Source organism: Arthrobacter sp. Y3223166, assembly GCF_059090935.1.
On the sequence record NZ_JBNHGE010000009.1, the window covers coordinates 78,663 to 104,030 of the forward strand.

The window sequence follows — 25,368 nt, forward strand, 5'->3', positions numbered from 1 at the left end:
CGAAAGACAGATAACGCATGCAGGACCTTGGCGTCATCAGCCCCAGCCTGGAGGAATTCCGCGCGCTTGCCCGCGACCGCAGGGTCATCCCGGTCTCCATCAAGGTGCTCGCCGATGACCAGACCCCCATTTCCATCTACCGCAGGCTGGCCGATTCCCGGCCGGGAACCTTCCTGTTGGAGTCGGCCGCCGTCGGCGGAGTCTGGTCCCGCTATTCCTTCATTGGTGCCAACTCGCGCGCCACGCTCACGACCAGGGACGGGCAGGCGCACTGGCTGGGGGAGCCGCCGGTGGGCGTGCCGCGCACCGGCAACCCGGTGGAGGCCCTGCGCGGCACGGTGGAGGCGCTGCGGACCGAACGGTTCGACTCGCTCCCGCCGCTGACGTCCGGGCTGGTGGGATTCGTCGGCTGGGAGGCCGTGCGGCACTGGGAGAAGCTGACGTCCCCGCCGGAAGACGACCTGAACCTGCCGGAACTGGCCATGAACCTTGTCACCGACCTCGCCGTGCACGACAACGCCGAAGGCACGGTCACGCTGATCGCCAACGCCATCAACTTCGACAACCGCGACGAGCGCGTGGACGAGGCATGGCTGGACGCCGTGAAACGCGCCAAACACCTGCTGGCGCAGCTCGCTGAACCGCTCGCGCAGCAGGTGTCGGTGCTGGAAGACGCCGCCCTGGAAACAGCCGACCTGATGAACAGCGTGACCCACCGCTGGGCCCGGGAGAAGTATTTGGCGGCCGTGGACCGCGGCAAGGAAGCAATCGTCGACGGCGAAGTGTTCCAGGTGGTGATCTCGCGCCGGTTCGAGGCCGAATGTTCGGCCGAGGCCCTCGACGTCTACCGTGTGCTGCGGAACCTGAACCCCAGCCCCTACATGTACCTGTTCAGCCTGGAAGACGCCGACGGCGTGGGCTACTCGATCGTGGGGTCCTCCCCGGAGGCACTGGTCACGCTGACCGGCGACGAGGTCATCACCCACCCGATCGCCGGATCCAGGCCCCGCGGGCACAGCGTGGAGCATGACAAGGAACTGGCGGAGGAGCTGCTGGCCGACCAGAAGGAACGCGCGGAGCACCTGATGCTCGTGGACCTGGCCCGCAACGACATCTCCAAGGTCTGCACGCCCGGCAGCGTCGACGTCACGCAGTTCATGGAGGTGGAGAAATTCAGCCACATCATGCATCTGGTCTCCACCGTGGTCGGCCGTCTGTCGCCGGACAAGAGCGCCTACGACGTGCTGGCCGCGACGTTCCCGGCGGGCACGCTCTCCGGTGCGCCCAAACCCCGCGCCCTGAGGCTGTTGGACGAACTGGAACCGCACCGCCGCGGCATCTACGGCGGCGTGGTGGGCTACCTGGACTTTGCCGGGGACATGGACATGGCCATCGCCATCCGCTCGGCGCTGCTGCGCGGCGGCGTCGCCTACGTCCAGTCCGGCGGCGGGATCGTGGCCGACTCCCAGCCGGAGGCCGAGGCGCTGGAGACCGTGAACAAGGCGGCGGCGCCGCTGCGGGCAGTGACCCTGGCATCGCGGCTCCACCCGGCCAACCCGGCACACGTACCGGTCAAGGGGCAGCAATGAGCGAAGAGAACACCTCCCCGGCCCGGGACGCGGCACCGGCGCCACGGCCTGCCGCCGCGCGTTGGCGGCGCAAGGGCACGGTGGTGCTCGCCGCCGTCGTGATGTCGCTGGCCGCCTTTGGCACCACGACGCAAACCTGGCTCACGGCCCGGTTCCCGGGGACCCGGGTGCAGACCCCCGACGTGAGCGTGCCCGGCAGCGACGCCGCTACCGCGGTGACGGCCCTGGCGCTGGTGGCACTGGCCGCCGCCTTGGCCGCTTCCATCGCCGGCCGGATCGCCCGCATCGTGATCGCCGTGCTGCTGGCCGCGGCCGGCATCGGCATCTGTGCCGCAAGCCTCACGGTGATCGCCAACCCGGCCGGGGCCGCTTCGGCGGCGATCGGGGAGGCGACCGGGCAGATCGGGGGAGAGGCCGCCGTCGGCATCACGGTCTTCCCGTACCTGGGCGCCGCCGCCGGTGTCCTGCTGTTGCTGACGGCCGTCTGGCTGCTGGCGGCCGGGCGTTCCTGGGCCGCGTCGAAGAAGTACGTGCCGGCAACCGAGCGGCAGGCCGACGGCATGCCGTCCGACCGGGCCGGCAGCGTGGATGAAATCGACAGCTGGGACCAGCTCAGCCGGGGCAACGACCCGACCGACTGAACCGCCGGCCGCCCGGCACCGGGCAGCGGGGCCGCCGGCAGCCGTGTCACACTGGCCTGCCGGGCCCGCAAACAATGGCAGAATGAAGTAGCAGAACCGTTTTTAGAGGGAGATACACCATGGGCAACCAGGCCACCGCCACCGAAACCGCGATGAAGACGGATCCGGCAGGCAGCATCCACGACGAGGTCATCGGCCACGGCAACAGCCCCGCCGCCTGGACCTGCGTGCTCATCATGATCTTGGGCTCCATCGTGGGAGGCATCGGCTTCGCCATGGCCTCGTCCCCGGTCTTCTGGGCCGGCGTGGCAATCATGTTCATTGGCCTGATCGTCGGCTGGATCATGAAGAAGGTCGGCTACGGCGTGGACGGCAGCAAGATCCAGGGCAGCGGACACTGAACGTGACCGTTCTCGACGACATCATCGTTGGAGTCCGCGAAGACCTCGAGTCCCGGCGCGCCCAGGTTCCGTTGGCGCAGATCCAGCGGCTGGCCGCGGCCGCGCCGGCCCCGCGTGATGCTTACGCGGCCCTGGGCGGCAACGATTCGCCGCGAACCGCGCTCAAGGTGATCGCCGAGGTCAAGCGCAAGAGCCCCTCCAAAGGCGACCTGGCGTCCATCGCCGATCCCGCCGAACTGGCCGCCGGTTACGAACGCGGCGGTGCCGCCGTGATCAGCGTGTTGACGGAGCAGCGCCGGTTCAACGGCTCGCTGGCCGACTTCGACGCGGTGCGCGCCGCGGTGGACGTTCCGCTGCTGCGCAAGGACTTCAACGTCGACGAATACCAGATCTTCGAGGCACGCGCCCACGGCGCCGACCTGGTGCTGCTGATCGTCGCCGCACTGGACGACGAACGGCTGAAGGCCTTGCTGGCGCTGACCCACGAACTGGGCATGGAGGCCCTGGTGGAGACGCATACCGCCGAAGAAATCGACCGCGCCGTCGCCGTGGACGCACGCATCATCGGCGTGAACGTCCGCAACCTGAAGACCCTGGATGTGGACCGCTCGGTGTTCGCCGGATTGGCGGGCCGGATCCCCACCGGCGCCGTGGTGGTGGCCGAATCCGGAGTCCGCGGAGTGGACGACGTGCGCGACTACGCCACGCAGGGCGCCGACGCCGTCCTGGTGGGCGAGGCGCTGGTCATCACGGGCGATCCGGAAGCCGCCGTCGCCGAATTCGGCGCGGCGGGCGCCGAGGCCATTGCCGCGCGCGGCTGAACCAACGCGCCACACAACTTAAGAATCCCCAGGGGCAGGCAGGCCGGTTGCGGCTGGCCGTCCTGCCTCCAGTAACAGACAGGACGGCCATGACGCAGAGCCCCGATACCCCGGCGGAGCCCGGAAACACCCAGGAACCGGCCGATGCCTTCCTGGCCGGCGGCAGCCTCCGCCATGCCCCCGGCCCGTATTTCGGTGCCTTCGGCGGGCGCTGGATGCCGGAATCCCTGATTGCTGCGCTGGACGAACTGGAAGACACCTTCGACAAGGCCAAGGCAGACCCGGAGTTCATTGCCCAGGTCGCCGAGCTGAACAAGAACTATTCGGGCCGGCCCTCGCTGCTGACCGAAGCCAAGCGCTTCTCCCGGCATGCCGGCGGCGCCCGGATCTTCCTCAAGCGCGAGGACCTGAACCATACCGGCTCCCACAAGATCAACAACGTGCTGGGCCAGGCCCTGCTGGCCCAGCGGATGGGCAAGACGCGCATCATTGCGGAGACCGGTGCCGGCCAGCACGGCGTGGCCAGCGCCACCGCCGCCGCACTGCTCGGCATGGAGTGCGTGGTCTACATGGGTGCCGAGGACACGCGCCGGCAGGCCCTGAACGTGGCCCGGATGGAGCTGCTCGGAGCCACCGTCGTGCCCGTCACCGCCGGGTCGCAGACGCTCAAGGACGCCATCAACGAGGCCCTGCGCGACTGGGTGGCCAACGTGCACAACACCCACTACCTGCTGGGCACCGCCGCCGGCGCCCACCCCTTCCCGGCGCTCGTCCGCTATTTCCACGAAGTCATCGGCGAGGAAGCCCGCGCGCAGATCCTGGACCAGACCGGCCGGCTTCCGGACGCCGTCTGCGCCTGCATCGGGGGCGGTTCGAACGCCATCGGCATCTTCCACGGCTTCCTCGACGACCGGAACGTCGCGCTGTACGGCTTTGAGGCCGGCGGCGACGGCGTCGACACCGGCCGCCATGCCGCAACCATCACGCTGGGCCGGCCCGGCGTGCTGCACGGCGCGCGCTCCTACCTCATGCAGGATGAAGACGGCCAGACCATCGAGTCGCATTCGATCTCGGCCGGGCTGGACTATCCCGGTGTCGGGCCCGAGCATTCCTACCTGTCGGACATCGGCCGGGCCAGCTACGAGCCGGTCACCGACAGCGAGGCGATGGACGCTTTCCGGCTGCTCTGCCGCACCGAGGGCATCATCCCGGCCATCGAGTCGTCGCACGCCCTGGCCGGGGCGCTGCGGGTGGGCAAGCGCCTGACCGAGGGCAAGGATCATCCGCAGGACGTCATCATCGTCGTGAATCTTTCCGGCCGGGGCGACAAGGACGTCGCCACCGCGGCGGAGTGGTTCGGCCTGCTGCCGGACGAATCGCCCGAGGCCGAAATCGGCTCCGAAGGAGAGCAGCTGTGAACAATACCGCCACCGCCAGCAAATCGGCCGCGGCCATCGACCGGGCCCTGGCCGACGGCCGGACCGCCCTGATCGGCTATCTGCCGGCCGGCTACCCCGACGTCCAGACCACCATCGACGCCGCCGTTGCGCTGGCGGAGAACGGCGTCGACGTCATTGAGATCGGCATCCCGTACTCCGACCCGGTGATGGACGGCGCCGTCATCCAGGCCGCCACCGTGCAGGCGCTGAAGGACGGCTTCCGGGTCAGCCAGGTGTTCGACATCGTCGCCGGCATCACCGCCCGCTGCGACGCCGCCGTGCTGGTGATGACGTACTGGAATCCGGTGCTGCGGATGGGCGTAGACGAGTTCTCCCGCCGGCTGGCCGAGGCCGGCGGCGCCGGGCTGATCACCCCGGACCTGATTCCGGACGAGGCGGCCGAATGGTTCGAAGCTTCGGACAAGTACGGGCTGGACCGCGTGTTCCTGGTCGCCCCGTCCTCCTCCCCGGAGCGGATGGCGATGACGGTCAAGGCCAGCCGCGGTTTTGTCTACGCGGTGTCGATCATGGGCGTCACCGGCGCCCGCGAGAGCGTTTCCGGCGCCGCCGAGCGCGTGGTCCGGTCGGCGCACGAGGCCGGAGCCGAACGGGTCTGCGTCGGCCTGGGCGTCTCCAGCCCCGAGCACGTGCGCGAGATCGGCGCGTATGCCGAGGGCGCCATCGTGGGCACCGCGCTGGTGGCCGAACTCGGCAACGCCGGCGTGCCGGCACTGGGCAAGCTCGCGGCGCGGCTAAGCGAAGGCACAGCCCGGGCCTGACAGAATAACCGGTGGCCAGCGGTTTGCCGCGGGCCGCGCCCGACCCGCAACTTTCGGCCAAGAGGACTCACCTGGTGTACAGCACGACTATCGCAACGGCCGTACCGGCCTCCATCCCCAGCCCCGGCTGGTCCGGATTCAGCATCGGCCCGCTCACCATCCATGCGTACGCGCTGTGCATCCTGCTGGGCATCGTCGCGGCCATCTGGCTCACCCACCGCCGTTGGAAGGCCCGCGGCGGGCCGGAAGAATTCATCTGGGACGTGGCCATCTGGGCCATCCCGTTCGGCATCGTCGGCGGCCGTCTCTACCACGTGTTCTCCTCGCCCGACGCCTACTTCGGGCCGAACGGCGACCTCGGCCTGATCCCGCAGATCTGGCGCGGCGGGCTCGGAATCTGGGGAGCGGTGGCACTGGGCCTGGTCGGTGCCTGGATCGGCTGCCGCCGGGCCGGCTTCAAGCTGCCGGCCTTCATGGATGCCGCCGCACCCGGCGTGCTGCTGGCACAGGCGATCGGCCGCTGGGGCAACTGGTTTAACCAGGAACTCTTCGGCGCCCCCACCACGCTGCCCTGGGGCCTGGAGATCGACGCCGACAACCCCAACTTCCCGGCCGACGCGGAACCGGGCACGCTGTTCCACCCCACCTTCCTCTATGAGTCCCTGTGGAACCTGGCGGGCGTGGCGCTGCTGCTGCTCCTGGACCGGCGCTTCAAGTTCCGCCGCGGCATGCTGTTCTGGCTGTACGTCGCGTTCTATACCCTCGGCCGGGTTTGGATCGAAATGCTGCGCATCGACGATGCCGAAATGATCACGATCTTCGGCATCACCCAGCGGTTGAACGTCTGGACGTCGCTGCTGCTGCTGGTCGCCGCCGTCGTGATCTTCATCGTGCTGGCGCGCCGTCCGCGGACCGTGGAGACCGACTCCCTGTACCTGCCGGGCCGTGAGCCCTCGGCAGTCGCGGAAGGGGCCGAATCCGGGCAGGCCGCGGCTCGGCAGGAGAACGCCTCCAAGCACGACGGCGGATCCCGCGCCGGCGGGGCAGGATCCTCCGTGATCGCGGGGGAGAAGGCCGAAACCGCTGCGGGGACGTCCGACGCGAAGGCCGGGGAGCCTGCCGCGGACGAAGATCCTTCAGCCGAGGCCGCCGCCAAGCCCGCGGATGCTGCCAACCCCGCGGATGCTGCCAACCCCGCGGATGCTGCCAAGCCCGTCGATGCGGCCAATGCCCCCAAAGCCGCCGATGCCGCGGCCGGGAACGACCCGCTCAGGACGGACAACAACCGCAGCCAGAACTAGTTTCCCCGCGCAGCCGCCGGAACGCAGCAATCTGACGTTCCGGCGGCTTCGTGCGCTCCGGGCTGCCGCCGGCAATCCGAAAAGCGGTCGGTAAAAAACCGGAAAAGCCTGTGTTGCGGGGTCCCCGCCGTGCTATCGTCGCTCTACCGCAGAACAGACTCGCTCCGCGGCCGGTCCGCCCTCACCGTCGGGCCGAACCATCAGTACGCACCTCCCGGACCACCAACCGGGCGCAGGCATGCGGCGTACCGACCACACTGACGTGGATTCTCCGCCGGACAGGCGCACCACCCAGTGCGGTCCCGGCGGCCGTGGCCGATCGACCGCACAGTTCATCCTGGCGGCCCCATCCGACCCCTGGACACCGAATGCGCTGTGCGGGGTGAGCTGGCCACAGAATCCATGGATCACGGGCCTGCTTGCTCGAGCGGGCCCGGGCGGGGCCAGCGCCGTCCCCTTCTCACCTACATCCAGGAGAAGGAAGTTCAGATGACTCCTCCGTTCAAGGGGTCGAGTACCCCGCGCAGCCTCGGCGGCGGACACGAACGCCGGCACACCACGGTGCCCTCGCCGTTCAGTCGTTTCGCCGCCTACCCGGAAAAAACCGGTCTGTACGACCCCGCCCACGAAAAGGACGCCTGCGGCCTGGCGGTGATTGCCACCCTCCGGGGCGGGCCGGGCCACCACATCGTCGACGCGGCGCTGACGGCGCTGCGTAATCTGGAACACCGCGGCGCGGTCGGCGCCGACGAAGGAACCGGCGACGGCGCCGGGTTGCTCACCCAGATCCCCGATGAATTCTTCCGCGCGGTGGTGGGCTTCGAACTGCCGGCGGCCGGCCGGTATGCCGCCGGAACCGCGTTCCTGCCCAGTGACGAGTCTGAGGCGGCGGTAGCGCGGGACGGCGTGGAGGCCATCGCCGCCTCCGAAGGCCTCACAGTCATCGGCTGGCGCGACGTCCCGGTAGTGGCCGAACTGGTCGGCGCCATGGCGCGGTCCTGCATGCCCCACTTTGCCCAAGTGTTCCTGGGCCTCGACCCGGCCGCTGCCGGCAGCAGCGATGTGGATGCCCGCGTTTTCCGCGTCCGCAAGCGCGCCCAAAACAAGTTCGGCGTGTATTTCCCGTCGCTGTCGTCCAAGACCATCGTCTACAAGGGAATGCTGACCACCGCGCAGCTGGAACCCTTCTACCCGGACCTCTCCGACCCTCGCTTCAAGACGAAACTGGGTATCGTCCACTCCCGCTTCTCCACCAACACGTTCCCCTCGTGGCCGCTGGCCCAGCCGTTCCGCACCATCGCGCACAACGGCGAGATCAATACGGTCAAGGGCAACCGCAACTGGATGCGGGCCCGCCAGTCGCAGCTGAAGGGCCCCCTGCTGGGCGACACGCCGGAAGAGCTGTTCCCCATTTGCACGCCCGGCGCCTCCGACTCCGCCTCTTTTGACGAAGTCGCCGAATTGCTGATGCTCGCGGGCCGCCCGATTACGCAAGCGATCATGATGATGATTCCGGAGGCGTGGGAGAACCACGCCACGATGGACCCTGAGCGCCGTGCCTTCTACCAGTACCACTCGATGCTGATGGAGCCGTGGGACGGCCCCGCGGCCGTTTCCTTCACCGACGGCCGGCTCGTTGGGGCCGTGCTCGACCGCAACGGCCTGCGCCCGGCCCGCTACTGGGTCACCGAGGACGGGTTGGTCGTGCTGGCCTCGGAGGTCGGGGTCGTCAACATCGATCCCGCCACGGTGGTCAGGAAGGGCCGGGTCTCACCGGGAAAGATGTTTTTGGTGGATACCGAGGCCGGCCGGCTGGTCGAGGACGAGGAGATCAAGGCCGACGTCGCGGCCGCCAACCCGTGGGGCGAATGGCTCAAGGACAACATGATCCGGCTGGAGGACCTGCCGGAACGCGAGCACGTGGTGCACACCGCCGCGTCGGTCAACCTCCGCCAGCGGACCTTCGGCTACACGCAGGAAGAGCTGCGGATCCTGCTGGGCCCAATGGCCCGCACCGGCGCCGAACCGCTGGGGGCCATGGGCACCGACACCCCGATCGCGGTGTTGTCCAAGCGCCCTCGGCTGCTGTTCGACTACTTCGTGCAGTCTTTCGCCCAGGTGACCAACCCTCCGCTGGACGCCATCCGCGAAGAACTCGTGACCTCGCTGCGTTCGTCGATCGGCCCCGACGGCAACCTGCTGGCGACCGGCCAGGTTCGCACCACCCAGGTGGCGCTGAACTTCCCCGTGATCAACAACGACGAACTGGCCAAGATCGCCGCGATGGAAGACGAGGAGGGCAGCCGCCTCGCACTGAAGGTGAGTGGCCTCTACCGGCCGGACGGCGGCGCCGCCGAATTGGCCGCCCGGCTGCAGGAGATCTGCGAAAAGGTCTCCGGCGCCGTCAACCGCGGCGTGAAGTTCATCGTGCTCTCGGACCGGGACTCGAATGCCCAATGGGCGCCCATCCCGTCGCTGCTGCTGACCAGCGCCGTGCACCACCACCTGCTCAAGAGTGCCAACCGGACCAAGATCTCGCTGCTGGTGGAAGCCGGCGACGTGCGTGAGGTCCACCACGTGGCCGCCCTCATCGGGTACGGCGCTTCCGCCGTCAATCCGTATTTGGCGATGGAAAGCTGCGAGGAACTGGTGCGCAACGGCGACCTCCAGGGCGTCACCGCGGCCCAGGCCGTGCAGAACCTGATCAAGGGCCTGGGCAAGGGCGTCCTGAAGATCATGTCCAAGATGGGCATTTCCACCGTCCCCTCCTACTGCGGTGCCCAGACGTTCGAAGCGATCGGGCTCGCCCAATCCCTGGTCGACCAGTACTTTGCCGGCACCCAGTCGCAGCTCGGCGGCGTGGGCCTGGACGTCATCGCCGCCGAGGCCGCGGCGCGTCACGCCCAGGCCTACCCCGCCGACGGGATCGAAGACCCCCACCGGTCCCTCGAGAACGGCGGCGAGTATCAGTGGCGCCGTGAAGGACCGCCGCACCTGTTCAACCCGGAAACGGTGTTCCGGCTGCAGCATGCCACCCGTGAACGGCGCTACGACGTGTTCAAGGCGTACACCCGCGGCGTGGACGACCAGGCGAAGGACCTGATGACGCTCCGCGGCCTGTTGAAGTTCAAGGCCGGCGCCCGCCCGCCCGTGCCGCTGGAGGAGGTCGAACCGGTCTCCAGCATCGTCAAGCGGTTCTCCACGGGGGCCATGAGCTACGGCTCCATCTCGCAGGAGGCGCACGAAACGCTCGCCATCGCCATGAACCGGCTGGGCGGGAAATCGAACACCGGCGAGGGCGGCGAGGACGTGGACCGGCTGCTGGACCCGGAGCGCCGTTCGGCGATCAAGCAGGTGGCCTCCGGCCGGTTCGGCGTCACCAGCCTGTACCTGACCAACGCGGAGGACCTCCAGATCAAAATGGCCCAGGGAGCCAAACCCGGCGAGGGCGGCCAACTGATGAGCCAGAAGGTTTACCCGTGGGTGGCCCGGACCAGGCATTCGACACCGGGCGTGGGCCTGATCTCGCCGCCGCCGCACCACGACATCTACTCGATCGAGGACCTGGCGCAGCTGATCTACGACCTGAAGCGCTCCAACCCCTCGGCGCGCGTGCATGTGAAGCTGGTGTCCGAGGTCGGGATCGGCACCGTGGCGGCCGGCGTGACCAAGGCGAAGGCCGACGTCGTCCTCGTCTCGGGGCACGACGGCGGCACCGGGGCGAGCCCGCTGAACTCGCTCAAACATGCCGGAGCGCCCTGGGAACTGGGGCTGGCCGAGACGCAGCAGACGCTGATGCTCAACGGGCTGCGGGACCGGGTGGTCGTGCAGGTGGACGGGCAGCTGAAGAGCGGCCGCGACGTGGTGATCGCGGCGCTGCTGGGCGGCGAGGAGTTCGGCTTCGCGACGGCGCCGCTGGTGGTCTCCGGCTGCATCATGATGCGCGTCTGCCACCTGGACACCTGCCCCGTGGGGGTTGCCACGCAGAACCCGGAACTCCGCCGCCGGTTCACCGGCAAGCCCGAGTTCGTGGTGAACTTCTTCGAGTTCATTGCGGAGGAAGTGCGCGAACTGCTGGCCGGACTGGGCTTCCGCAGCCTGGCCGAGGCCATCGGCCACGCGGAGCTGTTGGACACCCGCGAAGCACTCGACCACTGGAAGGCCGACGGCCTGGACCTGTCACCGATCCTGCGCGGCTACGGCACCGATTCCGACATCCCGCTGCGCAACATGACCACGCAGAACCACGAACTGGACAAGCACTTCGACAACCAGCTGATCGCCATGAGCTCGGACGCGCTGACCAACCGCGAACCGGTGCGGATCAGCCTGGACGTGATCAACACCGACCGGGCCGTGGGCACGATGCTCGGCCACGAAGTGACCAGGCGTTTCGGCATCGAAACCCTGGCGGACGACACCATCGACGTGACGCTGACCGGACAGGCCGGGCAGTCGCTGGGCGCCTTCCTGCCCGCCGGCATCACCCTGCGGCTGCTCGGCGACTCGAACGACTACGTCGGCAAGGGGCTCTCCGGCGGACGGATTATCGTCCGGCCGGACCGGGCCAACACGTTCGCGTCCGAACGCAACGTGATTGCGGGCAACGTCATCGGTTACGGCGCCACCAGCGGCGAGATGTTCCTGCGCGGCCAGGTGGGCGAGCGGTTCCTGGTCCGGAACTCGGGCGCCACCGCCGTCGTCGAAGGAATCGGCGACCACGGCTGCGAGTACATGACCGGGGGACTGGCCCTGGTCCTGGGCCGGACCGGCCGCAACTTCGGCGCCGGCATGTCCGGCGGCGTGGCCTACGTGCTGGACCTGGACCCCGGCATGCTGAACACGCAGAGCACCGGCAACGGCGAATTGCAGCTGCTGCGGCCGGACCCGGCGGACGAAGGGACCATCGCCACCCTGTTGAAGAAACATGCGGAGGAGACCGGTTCCCGGCTCGCCGGGCGCCTGCTCGAGGACCTCGAAGGGACCCTGGCCCGCATCACCAAGGTGCTGCCGCGCGACTACGCGGCGGTGCTGCAAGCCCGGGCGAACGCCGAAGCCGAAGGGCTCGACCCCGACGGCGACGTTGTCTGGACCCGAATCCTGGAGGTAACCGGTGGCTGACCCACGCGGATTTATGAAAGTTCGAGAACGCCAGACCCAGCCCCGCCGTCCTGTTCCCGTGCGGATCATGGACTGGAAGGAAGTCTACGAGGCGCAGGAGAAGGGCGTGCTCCGCAGCCAGGCCGGCCGCTGCATGGACTGCGGCATCCCGTTCTGCCACCAGGGCTGCCCGCTGGCGAACCTGATCCCGGAGTGGAACGACCTGACCTGGCGCGGCAAGGACCAGGAGGCGATCGAGCGGCTGCACGCCACCAACAACTTCCCCGAATTCACCGGCCGGCTGTGCCCGGCGCCGTGCGAGGCGGCCTGCGTGCTGGGCATCAACCAGCCGGCGGTGACCATCAAGCAGGTGGAAGTCTCCGTCATCGAGGAAGCCTTCGACCAGGGCTGGGTGACTCCGCACGCGCCGGAGCGGCTGACCGGTCACACGATCGCCATCGTCGGATCCGGCCCCGCGGGGCTGGCCACGGCGCAGCAGCTGACGCGGGCCGGCCACACCGTGGCGGTGTACGAGCGCGACGACAAGGTGGGCGGTTTGCTGCGTTACGGCATTCCCGACTTCAAGATGGAGAAGCACTACCTGGACCGCCGGCTGGAGCAGATGCGGGCCGAGGGCACGCGGTTCCGCACCGGCATCGAGGCGGGCAAGGACATCAGCTGGGATCAGCTGCGCCGACGCTACGACGCCGTGGTGATCGCGACCGGTGCCACCGTGCCACGGGACCTGCCGATCCCCGGGCGCGGGCTGTCCGGCGTGCACTTCGCCATGGACTACCTGGTGCAGGCCAACCGGGTGGTGGCCGGCGAGGCGGTCCCGGACCAGATCGACGCCCGGGGCAAGCACGTGGTGATCCTGGGCGGCGGCGACACCGGCGCGGACTGCCTCGGCACCGCGCACCGGCAGCAGGCGTCCTCGGTTACTACCCTGGCCATCGGCAAGCAGCCGCCGGCACAGCGTGCTTCGCACCAGCCGTGGCCGACATTCCCCACGCTGTTCGAAGTGGCCAGCGCCCACGAGGAAGGCGGCGAGCGGACCTACCTCGCCTCCACCGTGGAGTTCGTGGGCGAGAACGGCGTGCTCACCGCACTGAAGGTCGCCGAGACCGAGTTCGTGGACGGCAGGCGGGTGCCCAAGCCCGGCACGGAGCGGGAGATCCCGGCGGACCTGGTGTTCCTGTCCCTGGGCTTCACCGGTCCGGAGCATGCCGGGATCGACGCGCAGGTCAACGCGTCCTTCGACGAGCGCGGGAACGTCGCCCGCGACGGCGGCTACATGACCGGCGCCGGGGGCATCTTCGTGGCCGGCGACGCCGGGCGCGGACAGTCCTTGATCGTGTGGGCGATCGCCGAGGGGCGCGCCTGCGCCGCCGCCGTCGACCGGTGGCTGACCGGTACCACGCGGCTGCCTGCACCGGTGGCCCCGCAAGACCGTGCGATCGCGGTGCTGCCCTAGCGGCGGCCCGCCTGCGCGATGGCCGCATTCTGATTAGGGTAGGTATATGAGACGCGCAAAAATCGTTGCAACCTTCGGCCCAGCCATCGCCAGTTATGAGAGCACCTTGGCCGTCCTCCAGGCGGGCGTGGACGTGGCCCGAATGAACATGAGCCACGGCGACTACCGCGTGCATCAGCAGACCTACGACAACGTCCGCAAGGCGTCGGCCGAACTGTCCAAGCCGGTGGGCATCTTCGCCGACCTGCAGGGCCCCAAGATCCGCCTGGGGCGCTTCGTGAACGGCCCCCACCACCTCGCGGTGGGGGACCGCTTCACGATCACCACGGAGGACGTGGAGGGAACCGCCGAGCAATGCTCAACCACGCACAAGGGCCTGCCGGGCGACGTCAACGTGGGCGACTCCCTGCTGATCGACGACGGCAAGGTGGCGCTGAAGGCCATCGAGGTCGACGACGTCAAGGTGGTCACGGAAGTCACCGTGGCGGGTGCGGTGTCCAATAACAAGGGCATCAACCTGCCCGGCGTCGCGGTCAACGTCCCGGCCCTGAGCGAGAAGGACGAGGAAGACCTGCGCTGGGCGCTCAAGACCGGCGTCGACATGGTGGCCCTGTCCTTCGTGCGCAACGCCGGCGACGTCCGGCGGGTCCACGAGATTATGGACGAGGAGGGACGCCGCGCCCCGGTCATCGCCAAGATCGAGAAGCCGCAGGCCGTGGACGCCATCGAAGAGATCATCGACGCGTTCGACGCCATCATGATCGCCCGCGGCGACCTGGGCGTGGAGTTGCCGCTGGAGGACGTGCCGCTGGTGCAGAAGCGCGCCGTCGAACTCGCCCGCCGCTGGGCGAAACCGGTGATCGTGGCCACCCAGGTGCTCGAATCAATGATCGACAACCCGCGGCCCACCCGGGCCGAGGCATCGGACTGCGCCAACGCCGTGCTGGACGGTGCGGACGCGGTCATGCTCTCGGGCGAAACCAGCGTGGGCAAGTACCCGTTGGAGACGGTCCGGACCATGGCCCGGATCATCGAGTCCACCGAGCAGCACGGGCTGGACCGCATCCAGCCGCTGGGCAGCCAGCCGAAGACCCGCGGCGGCGCCATCACCCGGGCGGCCGTACAGATCGCCGACCAGCTCGACGCCAAGTACATCTGTACGTTCACCCAGTCGGGCGACTCGGCCCGCCGGCTCAGCCGGCTGCGCCCGGGGCGGCCGGTCTTCGCGTTCACCCCGCTCCAGTCCACCCTGAACGTGCTGTCGCTGACCTGGGGCATCCAGCCGCTGGTCGTGGAGTTCGTCGAGCACACGGATCATATGACCGCCCAGGTGGACCGGATCCTCTACGAGCGCGGGCTGGTGGAGATTGATGACCTGGTCGTCATCGCCGCCGGTTCGCCCCCGGGCAAGGCCGGTTCCACCAACTCCCTGAAGGTGCACCGGGTAGGCGACCTGGCGGATGCCGGCGAGCTGCTGGACGGCCAGCCGCACCCCCGGCCCGAGCGGGTCGGCCCCTGGCCGACGTCGTAGGCGAAGGGCCGGCGCAGTCCGCGGACAACAGAACGGCCTCCGGATCATTCCGGAGGCCGTTCCCGTAGTCTAGTTTCGCCAACTGGGTTGGCCGTTCGCGTTGCCTTAGTTCACCTGGTTGATGATGGTCTCGGCGACTTCGCGCATGCTCAGCCGGCGGTCCATCGACGTCTTCTGGATCCAGCGGAACGCTTCCGGCTCGGTCAGGCCCATCTTGGTGATGAGCAGGCTCTTGGCCCGCTCCACCAGCTTCCGGGTCTCGAACTGCTCCTGCAGGTCGGACACCTCGGACTCCAGGGCGGCGATCTCTTCGTGGCGGGAGAGCGCGATCTCGATGGCCGGGATCAGGTCCGCCGGCGTGAAGGGCTTCACCACGTACGCCATGGCACCGGCGTCGCGGGCGCGCTCCACGAGCTCTTTCTGGCTGAACGCGGTCAGCAGCACCACCGGGGCGATGCGTGCCTTGACGATCTGCTCCGCGGCCGAGATGCCGTCCATCACGGGCATCTTCACATCCATGAGGACCAGGTCCGGCTTTAGTTCCTGGGCGAGTTCCACGGCCTTTTCGCCGTTGTCGGCTTCGCCAACGACGTCGTAGCCCTCGCCCCTCAAAATTTCGACGATATCCAGGCGGATCAGTGTCTCGTCCTCCGCGACGACGACGCGGCGAGCGGGGACAGACTCGGTTTGTTCAGACACTGGCGCTCCTAGAGTGTTGCGTTGCCATTGGCATGGCGTCGGTTCCGTGAAATAGCCTATCGGCATGTAGAGTAGATTCGCGCACCGGGCAGCATGACGGTTTTCACAGTTGGAGACCGGCTTCGCGACCGATGCAGGCCCGAGTGGCGGAATGGCAGACGCACCGCACTCAAAATGCGGCGGGGAAACTCGTGTGGGTTCGAATCCCACCTCGGGCACGTTTTTACTGTGCGGAGGCATGTAGGTCTCTGGTAGTGGACAAATGTTGACTTGTGGGCCCCTTCGGGGGTTGCAGACACCGGCTGTTCCGTTGGCTTTGTGCGCTTCCGGTTTTTGGTCAGTGGGTTAGGACCCCGGGCGCCCCGGCCAGTCCTTGCCGGCCCATGGGTCGTAGTCGCTGATGAGCTCCTCCTGCGGCGGCCGCTTCGTTACGGGGACGTGCTGCAAGTTCACTCGCACCCTGTACCAGAGCGAGCTTGATCCGCGCATTCCGTCGACGAGCACATCAGCCGGTTGCAGGGCCGGGACGACGTCCGCATGCCGAGTCTTCCACTCATCGAGCGCCGCGTACGCCTCGGGCTTGGTCTTGGTTCGGGCCACTTCAATGAGCGGCATCATCGACTTCCGGCGGCCGGAGCCGTCGCCGCCGCCCGGCGGTTTCTCGGCGGGGCCGAGCTCGGCCGCCAAGGCGAGGAGCCCGTCGAGGGTGCCGACCGCGTCATCGATGCCGGCGTGAGGGTCGCCCACGTCGGCGAAGCGCTCGAGCACCGAGCGCACAGTGAACTGTTCCGGCCGGGCGGAGGTGACCTCGTCCCATGTGAGCGGCGTCGAAACCCGGGCGTCGGGCAGGGGCCGGATCGAGTACGCGGAAGCCACGGTGCGGTCTTTGGCGTTCTGGTTGAAGTCGACGAACACACTCTCGCCGCGCTCCTCCTTCCACCACCGTGCGGTGGCGAGGCCGGGAGCGCGGTTTTCGACCTCGCGAGCGAGGGTCTCTGCGGCGAGCCGCACGTGGCGGTACGACCATTGAGGCGCGATGCGCACAAGGATGTGGAGTCCCCGCGACCCACTCGTCTTCGGCCAACCCACCAGTCCCACGTCGTTGAGCACTTCCCGTGCGACGCAGGCGACGTCGACGATCTGCGACCAGTCGACTCCCGGCATCGGATCGAGGTCGACCCGCAGCTCGTCGGGGTGCTCGAGGTCCTCGGCGCGCACGGGGTGCGGGTTGAGGTCCAGGCATCCAAGATTCACGACCCACGCTAGGCCCGCAGCATCCCTAAGGACGGCCTCTTCGGCTGATGTCCCCGACGCATAGTGCAGCGTTGTCGTGTGGATGAAGTCAGGGTGGTTTTCAGGCACGCGCTTCTGAAAGAATGGCTCAGCATCGATGCCCTTCGGGAAGCGCTTGAGCACCATTGGGCGGCCGCCGGCGCCGCGCAGTGCACCATCCGCGACGGCAAGGTAGTAGCGAACCAGGTCGAGCTTCGTCAGCCCGGGTTGTGGGAACACCACCTTGTCCGGACTCGAGATGCGAACCTCGCTGCCGGCAATGTTAAGGATCTCGGCTGGGGCCTTCGACGGGTTCATTCCGCCACGCTAGCAACGATCGGATGTCCCAACCAGACCAGCTGCGCGGCAGCCCGGCCTGGTCTTGTTTGCACAGGGATGCGGTCCAACCCTTGCCGGTGTACCCCTTCTGGGTGTCGAATCTGTTAACAGCACGCGGGTGTGCGGGGACGAGGCTGCCTACGACGCCAGGAGGCGCTCATGTCGGGGAAATCGGCCAACGGGTTGGCGAAGGGTTCTGGACGGAGCGCGGATCTGCGCCGGGCGGAGGTCTCCGCCGCGGCAACGGTGTCCCGGCCGGAGCAGATCCGCAACGTGGCGTTGGTGGGCCACTCCGGTGCCGGGAAGACGATGCTCGCGGAGGCACTCTTGCTGGCGGCGGGGGCCACGAACCGGATGGGTTCGATCGTCGACGGCACCACCGTCAGCGACTCGGATCCCTCCGAGATCCGCCAGCAGCGTTCCGTCGTGCTCTCCGTCCTTCCCGTGATGTTCGACGACGTCAAAATCAACCTCTTGGACACTCCGGGCTATTCGGACTTCACCGGCGAGCTGCGGGCCGGTCTTCGTGCCGCCGACGCCGCCCTGTTCGTCGTGTCCGCCGTGGACGGGATCGATGCCGCGACCACCGCGCTGTGGGGCGAATGCGAGAGCGTCGGGATGCCGAGGGCGGTGGCCATCAGCCGGCTGGACCACCCGCGGGCCGACTTCGAAGCGGCGCTGGCCGGCTGCCGCCGCGCCTTCGGCGAGTCCGTGCAGCCGCTGTACCTGCCGGTGCGGAGCGGGGCGGACCTGACGGGGCTGCACGCACTGCTGTCCGGCACCGTATCGGACTACAGTGCCGGGGAACGCAAGCCCCACGTCCGTCCCGCGGACGCCGGGGAGCTCGCGGGAGCCGAGGAGGCCCGCAGCGCCCTGATCGAAGGCATCATCGCCGAGAGCGAGGACGAGTCCCTGATGGACCGCTATCTCGGCGGCGAGGAAATCGGCCTCGATGTGCTGTTCTCCGATCTGGAGACCGCCGTCGCGCGCGGATTCTTCTACCCGGTGCTGGCCACCTCCTCGGAAACCGGGCTGGGGATCGCGGAACTGCTGGACATGCTCCAGCGCGCATTCCCGTCCCCGCTCGAGCGCCCGCTGCCGGCGGTGACGGGACTCTACGGTTCGCGCAGCACCCCGCTGCGCTGCGATCCCGAGGGAGCGCTCGCCGGCGAAGTGATCCGCACGACCACGGACCCGTTCCTAGGCCGGGTCTCCCTGGTCCGGATCTTTTCGGGCACCCTGCGGGACGACTCCGCCATCCACGTGTCCGGACACGGGCTCGCCGACCGGGGCCACGCCGACCACGACAGCGACGAACGGGTAACGCATCTGCACGCCCCGCTCGCCTCGACCCTGCGGTCGGTGTCCTGGTGCATCGCCGGCGACATCTGCGCGTTGACGAAGATCGGCACCGCCGAGACCGGGGACACGGTGTCGTCGCGGGAGCAGCCGATGCTCATCCAACCGTGGGAGATGCCGGAACCGCTGTTGCCCGTCGCGGTGGAGGCTGCCACGCGCAACGACGAGGCCGCCCTGGCGAAAAGCCTGGCCAAGGTGGCCGCGGGCGACCCGACCCTGCGGGTGGAGCGGCATGTGGAGACCCACCAATTGATCCTGTGGTGCATGGGCGAGTCGCACGCCGAGGTGGTGCTCGACCGGCTGCGCGGGCAGGGCGTGAATGTGCAAACGGTCGACGTCGTCACGCCCCTGCGGGAAACGTTCGCGGCCGGGGCCACCGGACGCGGACGCTACGTCAAGCAGTCTGGCGGGCACGGCCAATTCGCCATCTGCGAGATCGAGGTGGAACCGCTTCCGCGGGGCTCCGGATTTGAATTCGTGGACAAGATCGTCGGCGGCATCATCCCGGGGCCCTACATCGCGTCCGTCGAGAAGGGTGTCCGGGCGCAGATGGAAAAAGGCGTCTCCGCCGGGTTCCCCGTCGTCGACATCCGCGTGACGCTGGTCGGCGGCAAGACCCACAGCGTCGATTCCTCCGACGCGGCCTTCCAATCCGCGGGTGCCCTGGCCTTGCGGGAAGCCGCTGCGGCGGCGCGCATCCAGTTGCTGGAGCCGGTCTCCGCCGTGACGATCACGGTGCCCGACGACTACGTGGGAAGTGTGATGAGCGACCTGTCCGCCCGGCGCGGACGCCTGACCGGATCGGATTCGGCCGGCGGGGACCTCACCGAAATCAGTGCCGAAGTCCCGGACCAGGAATTGCTGCGCTACGCCATCGATCTTCGTGCCCTGACCGGCGGCACCGGGCGTTTCCGGCGCGCCTACCTGCGGCACGACCCGGTTCCTTCGGCAGCGGCGAGCGGGGTGGGGCAACGGTAAGGTCTTCGGTTGGAACGGGCCGGTCACCCGCCGGAGCGGAGGACGCGGGCGAGTTTCCCCAGGGCGTCCGTCCAGCCGGCCCGGTGCAGGTCGAGACGTTCCTCGGTGGCGAACCCGCCCTGCCGGAGGGCGAGGCGGGTGCCGCCCTCCGAGGGTTCGAGCGAGAGCGTGACGACGGTTTCGCGGTCATCGGGCGCGGGCTCCTCCCACCGGAAGGTGTAGGCGAGGCGGCGTGGAGGGACGATTTCGAGAAACTCGCCGGCGAGGTGGAAGGGCGGGCCGTCGGGTGGTTTCATCGTCAGCCGGTAGGTGCCGCCCGGCCTGGCGTCGAGCACGGCCTCGGGTGTTGTGAAACCTTCGGGACCCCACCATGTGGCCAACTCACCCGCCTCCGTCAGCATGCGGAAAACCATGTCGCTCGGCGCGGCCAGGACCACCTTCAGCTCCAGCACGAAACCGCCGGGTTGCTCGTTCATCGGACGCGGCCCCTTTCGGCACGGACCCGCAGCCGGAGGCGCGCGGACCCCTTGCCCGACCATCGTAGTCCAGCGGTCCGGCCCCCGGGCAGGAGCCCTGCATGGGGGTCGAACCGGTCATGGACATCCCCTGATGCCGGTGGGAGCATGGCTGTATTCGCGCCCCGGCCGCACGGCCGCGGCGGGAGGCAGCGGCTGGAGGAATCATGCCAGGGCCCGATCTAGAACTTGTTGCCGAGCGTTACCACCGCGCGCTGGACGCGTTCGTCCAGGGAAACCCCGATTTGGCGAAGGACCTGTTTTCGCGGCAGGAGGAGGTCACGCTTGCCAATCCGCTGGGTCCGCCTGCCCGTGGCTGGGCGGAGGTCGAGGCGGCCATGGACCGGGCGGTATCGCATTTCAGGGAGGGCGAGCCGATCCGGTTTGAACGGATTTCGACCTACGTCGCGACGGAGCTGGCCTACATCGTCGAAATAGAGCGGACCCGGGTGAAGGTCAGCGTGTCCGATGCGGCGTCCCCAATCTCGCTGCGGGTCACGACGATATTCCGGCTGGAGGACAGCACGTGGAAGATCATCCACCGTCACGCCGATCCCATCACCTCCCCGCGGACCATCGACTCGATCGTCGAACAGTAGCCGGCAGCCGGCCGGCGGCAGGCGCCGCGGGCCCTCGACTCCATCGTCGGGCACTGGCCGGCAGCCGGCCGGCGGTCAGGCGCCGCTGACCCTCGAGCGGAGGAATTCGGCAGCAGGGCCGGCGAGCGATGCCCCAATCTCCGCCGCCCCTCGTTTCCGGCCCTTGACGTCGAAGGAATGGTCGCCGCCTTCCTGCCAGGCGAGCACGGCATTCGGGCCGATGCGTGCGACGACGGATTCGAGCAGTTCCGGGGTTGCGAAGGTATCGCGGGTGCCCTGCAGGAACAGCATGGGCAGCGTGAGGCCATACAGGTGCTCGTCGCGCAGCTTGTCCGGTTTCCCCGGCGGGTGCAGCGGATAGCCCAAGTACACGAGGCCGGCGGCCGGCATTCCCTCCGCCACGGCCATCGAGGCCATGCGGCCGCCGAAGGATTTGCCGGCCGCCCACAGCGGTTCACCTTCGGACCGCGCTGCCGCTTCCCGCATGGCCGAACGCCACGCCACGATGGCAGCCGGCGGGCGGTCCGGAAACTTCCCGCCGGCCTCCCGGTAGGGGAAGTTGAAGCGCAAGGTGGCTACGCCGTCGTCGTTCAAGGCGCGGGTGAAACCGGACAGGAACGGGTGGTCCATGCCCGCGCCGGCCCCGTGGGCCACCACCAGCGTGGCGAAGGGGGACTCGGGTCGGGCGTAGACACCGGAGACGGTGGTGTCGCCGACGTCGATGGTCACGGGGGACTCGGTGATAGGCATGCTCCCATCATGCCCTCGCCAGAAGCGAGTGTGTGTGTTTAGGTGTTTCCATGGCCAGCGAACAGACAACGCTGACGGTCGACGGACCGCACGGCGAGCGCGAGGTGCGCATTTCCAGCCCGAGCCGGGTGATGTGGCCCGAACTCGGGATCACCAAACTGGATCTGGCGCGCTACATCGCGGAGGTTGGCGAGGCCTTCGTCCGCGCCAACGGCGACCGGCCGGTGTCGTTGCAACGGTTTTCGAACGGGATCGACGGCGAGCAGTTCTTCTCCAAGAATCCGCCCAAGGGTGCGCCCGAGTTCGTGCGGTCGGTGATGGTGGTGTATCCGAGCGCCCGGTCGCACCCGCAACTGGTCCTCGACGAGCCCGCCGCGGCGGTGTGGGCGGTGCAGATGAACACCGTGGTATTCCACCCGTGGCCCTCGCGCGCGGGGAACTCCGACAACCCGGACCAGCTGCGCATCGACCTGGACCCGCAGCCGGGGACCTCGTTCGACGACGCCATCCCGGTGGCGATCGAACTGCGGTCGGTGCTGGCGGAGGCCGGACTCAACGCGTTCATCAAGACCTCCGGAAACCGCGGGCTGCACATGTTCGCGCCGATCGAGCCGACGCACGAATTCCTGGACGTGCGCCACGCCGTCATCGCCGCGGCGCGGGAGATCGAGCGGCGGATGCCGAAACAGGTGACGACGTCGTGGTGGAAGGAGGAGCGCGGGGAGCGGATCTTCGTGGACTTCAACCAGGCCAACCGCGACCGGACCATGGCGGGTGCCTACAGCCCGCGGGCCCTGCCGAACGCGGCGGTGTCCTGCCCCATCGCATGGGACGAACTCGAAACGGCCGACCCGAAGAACTTCACGATCTCCACGGTTCCGGACAGGTTGAAGACAACCGGCGACCCGTGGGCCCGCATGCATGATGAGCCGGGCAAGATCGACGTCCTGCTCCAGTGGTGGGAACGCGACCTCGCCGCGGGCTTGGGGGAGATGCCCTTCCCGCCCGACTATCCGAAGATGCCGGGCGAGCCGCCGCGGGTGCAGCCCAGCCGGGCGCGCAAAAAGGACTAGCGGCCCGCCAACCTGATGGAGACCGCCCTCGGCGACTGCCGCCCCTGGCCCCTATTCGAACCTAGACGGGTCGCCGGCCCCGTAACGGACCACTTCCGCAGTGCCACCGGAATAGTCGACGACCGTGGAGGGCTCGGACCCGCAGTCGCCGCCATCCACCACGGCGTCCACCACGTGGTCGAGCCGGTCCTTGATCTCCCAGCCCTGGGTCAGCGGTTCCTCCTCGTCCGGCAGCAGCAGCGTGCTGGAGAGCAGCGGCTCGCCCAGCTCCGCCAGGATCGCCTGCGCGACGTTGTTCGCCGGAATGCGGACGCCCACGGTCTTCTTCTTCGGATGCATCAGCCGGCGGGGAACCTCCGCGGTGGCCGGCAGAATGAAGGTGTAGCTTCCCGGCGTCACGGCCTTGATGCTGCGGAAAACCTTGTTGTCGACATGCACGAACTGGCCCAGCTGGGCAAAGTCCTTGCAGACCAAGGTGAAGTGGTGCTTGTTGTCGAGCCGGCGAATGGTCCGGATCCGTTCCAGGGCGTCCTTGTTGCCCAGCTGCGCACCGAAGGCATAACAAGAGTCGGTCGGGTACACGATCAGCGCGTCCGACCGGACAAGGTCAACAATCTGGCCGATCGACCGCGGCTGGGGATCCTGGGGGTGTACGTCGAAGTATCTCGCCATTCCCCGAGCTTACGGCCACGGGCGCGGTTGATGCATGAGCGGAGCATCCTGTCCGGGCGTCGGTCTCAGGAAGGGACCGACTGGTCCATCCACCACTCGCTGAAGTGGGTTGCCCGGCCTTCGCCGTTCAACCGGATCACCCACAGATTGCTGTAGGTGCGTCCGTCCCGGTAGGCAGTCGTTCCCTCCACCACGGAGACGTCGTCGGTCACGGCGACTTCGTGCCACTCGAAGGTCGCCGCGCCGGGCTCATCCTTGCGGGCCAGCCACTGCTGGACGATGCTGTCCCGGCCACGCCACGGGTCCGTCCACGGCTCCGGCCGGTACTCGGCGTCGTCGGTAAACAGGGCTCCGATCTGATCCGGGTCATTGGTTTCCCACGCCTGCCGGTAAGCGGTGATCCATGCCGCCGTCTTCCCCTCCATCCCACCGTTGTACAGTGGCGGCCGCAGGCCGACAACCCCGGCATCCCCACCGGCCGCGTGCGGACCGATAACCCCGTCTTTCCCGCGGGCCGCATGCCACGCTTCCGCTGGTTGAACCCGCTGGCTAGCATGGGGCCCATGGCCCGGACTATCTACTACGTCGGCAGCTCGGTGGATGGGTATATCGCCGACCGCAGCAACAAGCTCGACTGGCTCACGCAATTCAACGACGCCGCCGGCGTCCAGGACAGCTTCGAAACCTTCATGCAGCGCATAGGGTCCATCGTCATGGGCTCAGAGACGTACAAGTTCGTGCTGGAAGAGGCACCGGAGGCATGGCCCTACGGCTCAACACCCACCTGGGTTTTCACGCATCACGAACTGCCAGGCATCCCCGGAGCAGACATCACGTTTGTGCGAGGTGACGTGGGTATCTTCCACGACGACATCTGCGCCGACGCCGGCGAGAAAGATGTGTGGCTGGTCGGCGGCGGTCAACTTGCCGCGCAGTATGCGTCGGCCGGCCTGCTGGACGAACTCATCCTGACGTTGGTACCGGTAATGCTGGGCGGAGGACAACCGCTGCTACCCGTTACCAGCACGACGGCGCCGGCCCGGCTGCGCGGCAGCCGCACCTTGGGCGACTTGGTAGAGATGCACTACGACCTAAATCCGGTGGCGGTCTAGCTTCGCGCCTGCGCGGGGCCCCCGCGCGGTCCTCTTTTGCATGGCCACTGCCTGCTGTCAGGCGTCCGCGGTGCGCCCGCTTAGGTCCCTCAGCCTCCGCAGTCCGCCTTAGTCTTCCGATATTGACCAAGGGGCTCAGGCCTCGCCTTCCTCAATAGCGTCCTCCTGCGTTCCTGCATCGCCTGTGTCCCTGCTCGACTATCCAGACTCACGGCCCGATACCACTCATCCGCGGCTTTCAGCGGGGAATTTCTGCATCGCCCGAAACTGTCAGTGGCGGCGGATAGCCTGTTTTCAGTAGCAGTTGAGCACCATCGTTGGCCGCCGGGTTGTGGGTTTGCCGGCGGCGTCTGCGGATCCGTGCAGGGTTCGTGACCGCTCGTAGTCGAGGCCATGCAGTATGCATGCTGAAGATTGAGACGCTGAGATGTTTGATCCGGCCGTACCCGATCCTCCCGCCGCAGCATCGCCTGCTGCAGGACCTGTCGGAGACCCGTCTGCCCCAGCCCGGTCTGCCGTAACGTCGTCTGCCGCAACCCGGGACGCCGCAGCATCTCCTGCCGAAACCCCGTCTGTCACAACCCCGGCCGCCCCGGTGTCACCTGCCGGCAGCGGTTCGAGGCGGGAGCCCGGACCGGCCTCGGCACCGCTGGATTCTGCCGCTGTTCGCGCTGCGGCCGTTGCCCTCGAGGGCATTGATCTGGGTGCGTCGGAGCGGGAGTTGGTGGAGGAGCTGACGGCGTTGGAGGGTTTGAAGGCTGCCGCCGCGGCCGCGCAGGCCAGGGTGCAGGTCGCGCTGGAGGAATCGGTGCGTGCCCGCCGTGCCTGCGCCGGGATCCCGAAAGACCGGCAGGGCGCCGGGGTGGCCGCCCAGATCGGGTTGGCCCGGCGCGAGTCCCCGCACCGTGCCGCGGTCCTGCTGAA

At 68.3% G+C, this 25,368-nt stretch carries 20 protein-coding genes, 1 tRNA gene and 1 pseudogene; 16 read left to right on the forward strand and 6 right to left on the reverse strand.

Features of this window, described 5'->3' with window-relative positions:
* Positions 1-17 precede the first annotated feature (17 nt).
* The 10 genes from AC5RUH_RS06760 to pyk all read left to right on the forward strand — a co-directional run bounded on the left by AC5RUH_RS06760 (position 18) and on the right by pyk (position 15,076).
* Positions 18-1,589: an anthranilate synthase component I gene (locus AC5RUH_RS06760; protein WP_494023172.1), complete on the forward strand. Its 1,572-nt coding sequence runs from the start codon at positions 18-20 to the stop codon at positions 1,587-1,589.
* A complete protein-coding gene (locus AC5RUH_RS06765) occupies positions 1,586-2,230 on the forward strand; it encodes a Trp biosynthesis-associated membrane protein (protein WP_494023171.1) in 645 nt (214 codons plus the stop codon). The genes AC5RUH_RS06760 and AC5RUH_RS06765 overlap by 4 nt, the downstream gene beginning before the upstream one ends.
* A 119-nt stretch (positions 2,231-2,349) precedes the next feature.
* Positions 2,350-2,631 (forward strand): HGxxPAAW family protein, encoded by a 282-nt coding sequence (locus AC5RUH_RS06770; protein WP_493999592.1) that lies wholly within the window; start codon positions 2,350-2,352, stop codon positions 2,629-2,631.
* A gap of 2 nt (positions 2,632-2,633) precedes the next feature.
* Complete coding sequence (gene trpC, locus AC5RUH_RS06775; RefSeq protein WP_494128203.1) at positions 2,634-3,452, forward strand: indole-3-glycerol phosphate synthase TrpC; 819 nt, start codon at positions 2,634-2,636, stop codon at positions 3,450-3,452.
* An 89-nt stretch (positions 3,453-3,541) separates the two neighbouring features.
* On the forward strand, positions 3,542-4,870 hold the full coding sequence (gene trpB / locus AC5RUH_RS06780) for a tryptophan synthase subunit beta (RefSeq protein WP_494023169.1): 1,329 nt from the start codon (positions 3,542-3,544) through the stop codon (positions 4,868-4,870).
* Positions 4,867-5,670 (forward strand): tryptophan synthase subunit alpha, encoded by an 804-nt coding sequence (gene trpA / locus AC5RUH_RS06785; protein WP_494025854.1) that lies wholly within the window; start codon positions 4,867-4,869, stop codon positions 5,668-5,670. The genes trpB and trpA overlap by 4 nt, the downstream gene beginning before the upstream one ends.
* A 74-nt stretch (positions 5,671-5,744) precedes the next feature.
* The gene (gene lgt, locus AC5RUH_RS06790) at positions 5,745-6,971 is read left to right on the forward strand and encodes a prolipoprotein diacylglyceryl transferase (RefSeq protein WP_494128204.1); all 1,227 of its coding nucleotides are present in this window, start codon (positions 5,745-5,747) and stop codon (positions 6,969-6,971) included.
* 489 nt (positions 6,972-7,460) lie between these two features.
* Positions 7,461-12,092, forward strand: coding sequence for a glutamate synthase large subunit (gltB, locus tag AC5RUH_RS06795; RefSeq protein WP_494128205.1), 4,632 nt, complete (start codon positions 7,461-7,463; stop codon positions 12,090-12,092).
* A complete protein-coding gene (locus AC5RUH_RS06800; RefSeq protein WP_494128206.1) occupies positions 12,085-13,545 on the forward strand; it encodes a glutamate synthase subunit beta in 1,461 nt (486 codons plus the stop codon). Before gltB ends, AC5RUH_RS06800 begins: the two co-directional genes overlap by 8 nt.
* Before the next feature lie 46 nt (positions 13,546-13,591).
* Positions 13,592-15,076 (forward strand): pyruvate kinase, encoded by a 1,485-nt coding sequence (pyk, locus tag AC5RUH_RS06805; protein ID WP_494023165.1) that lies wholly within the window; start codon positions 13,592-13,594, stop codon positions 15,074-15,076.
* 105 nt (positions 15,077-15,181) lie between these two features.
* Here the strand turns inward: pyk and AC5RUH_RS06810 are convergent, their stop codons facing one another.
* Positions 15,182-15,775, reverse strand: coding sequence for an ANTAR domain-containing response regulator (locus AC5RUH_RS06810; RefSeq protein WP_493977830.1), 594 nt, complete (start codon positions 15,773-15,775; stop codon positions 15,182-15,184).
* A 137-nt stretch (positions 15,776-15,912) separates the two neighbouring features.
* On the opposite strand from AC5RUH_RS06810, the gene AC5RUH_RS06815 reads away from it, so the two are divergent.
* Positions 15,913-15,993: transfer RNA gene (locus tag AC5RUH_RS06815), tRNA-Leu, on the forward strand.
* 127 nt (positions 15,994-16,120) lie between these two features.
* On the opposite strand, the gene ligD (AC5RUH_RS06820) is transcribed toward AC5RUH_RS06815, so the two are convergent.
* Entirely contained in the window at positions 16,121-17,365 is a 1,245-nt protein-coding gene (ligD, locus tag AC5RUH_RS06820) for a non-homologous end-joining DNA ligase (protein ID WP_494013890.1), read from the reverse strand.
* 180 nt (positions 17,366-17,545) lie between these two features.
* Between ligD (AC5RUH_RS06820) and AC5RUH_RS06825 the strand changes: the two genes are divergently transcribed.
* The gene (locus tag AC5RUH_RS06825) at positions 17,546-19,723 is read left to right on the forward strand and encodes an elongation factor G-like protein EF-G2 (RefSeq protein WP_494128207.1); all 2,178 of its coding nucleotides are present in this window, start codon (positions 17,546-17,548) and stop codon (positions 19,721-19,723) included.
* A 23-nt stretch (positions 19,724-19,746) separates the two neighbouring features.
* Here the strand turns inward: AC5RUH_RS06825 and AC5RUH_RS06830 are convergent, their stop codons facing one another.
* On the reverse strand, positions 19,747-20,199 hold the full coding sequence (locus AC5RUH_RS06830; protein WP_494128208.1) for an SRPBCC family protein: 453 nt from the start codon (positions 20,197-20,199) through the stop codon (positions 19,747-19,749).
* Between the two features lie 206 nt (positions 20,200-20,405).
* On the opposite strand from AC5RUH_RS06830, the gene AC5RUH_RS06835 reads away from it, so the two are divergent.
* On the forward strand, positions 20,406-20,837 hold the full coding sequence (locus AC5RUH_RS06835) for a YybH family protein (protein ID WP_494128209.1): 432 nt from the start codon (positions 20,406-20,408) through the stop codon (positions 20,835-20,837).
* Between the two features lie 75 nt (positions 20,838-20,912).
* Here the strand turns inward: AC5RUH_RS06835 and AC5RUH_RS06840 are convergent, their stop codons facing one another.
* Positions 20,913-21,587: an alpha/beta hydrolase family protein gene (locus AC5RUH_RS06840; protein WP_494128210.1), complete on the reverse strand. Its 675-nt coding sequence runs from the start codon at positions 21,585-21,587 to the stop codon at positions 20,913-20,915.
* 50 nt (positions 21,588-21,637) lie between these two features.
* Between AC5RUH_RS06840 and ligD (AC5RUH_RS06845) the strand changes: the two genes are divergently transcribed.
* The gene (gene ligD / locus AC5RUH_RS06845; RefSeq protein ID WP_494128211.1) at positions 21,638-22,660 is read left to right on the forward strand and encodes a non-homologous end-joining DNA ligase; all 1,023 of its coding nucleotides are present in this window, start codon (positions 21,638-21,640) and stop codon (positions 22,658-22,660) included.
* A gap of 51 nt (positions 22,661-22,711) precedes the next feature.
* On the opposite strand, the gene AC5RUH_RS06850 is transcribed toward ligD (AC5RUH_RS06845), so the two are convergent.
* Both AC5RUH_RS06850 and AC5RUH_RS06855 read right to left on the reverse strand, forming a co-directional pair.
* Complete coding sequence (locus tag AC5RUH_RS06850; RefSeq protein ID WP_494128212.1) at positions 22,712-23,332, reverse strand: L-threonylcarbamoyladenylate synthase; 621 nt, start codon at positions 23,330-23,332, stop codon at positions 22,712-22,714.
* A 65-nt stretch (positions 23,333-23,397) separates the two neighbouring features.
* Positions 23,398-23,757, reverse strand: coding sequence for a nuclear transport factor 2 family protein (locus AC5RUH_RS06855; protein WP_494128213.1), 360 nt, complete (start codon positions 23,755-23,757; stop codon positions 23,398-23,400).
* 138 nt (positions 23,758-23,895) lie between these two features.
* Between AC5RUH_RS06855 and AC5RUH_RS06860 the strand changes: the two genes are divergently transcribed.
* Both AC5RUH_RS06860 and AC5RUH_RS06865 read left to right on the forward strand, forming a co-directional pair.
* The gene (locus AC5RUH_RS06860; protein ID WP_494128214.1) at positions 23,896-24,444 is read left to right on the forward strand and encodes a dihydrofolate reductase family protein; all 549 of its coding nucleotides are present in this window, start codon (positions 23,896-23,898) and stop codon (positions 24,442-24,444) included.
* Positions 24,445-25,168: 724 nt separating this feature from the next.
* Positions 25,169-25,368, forward strand: a pseudogene (locus tag AC5RUH_RS06865) (HNH endonuclease); the annotation flags it as partial.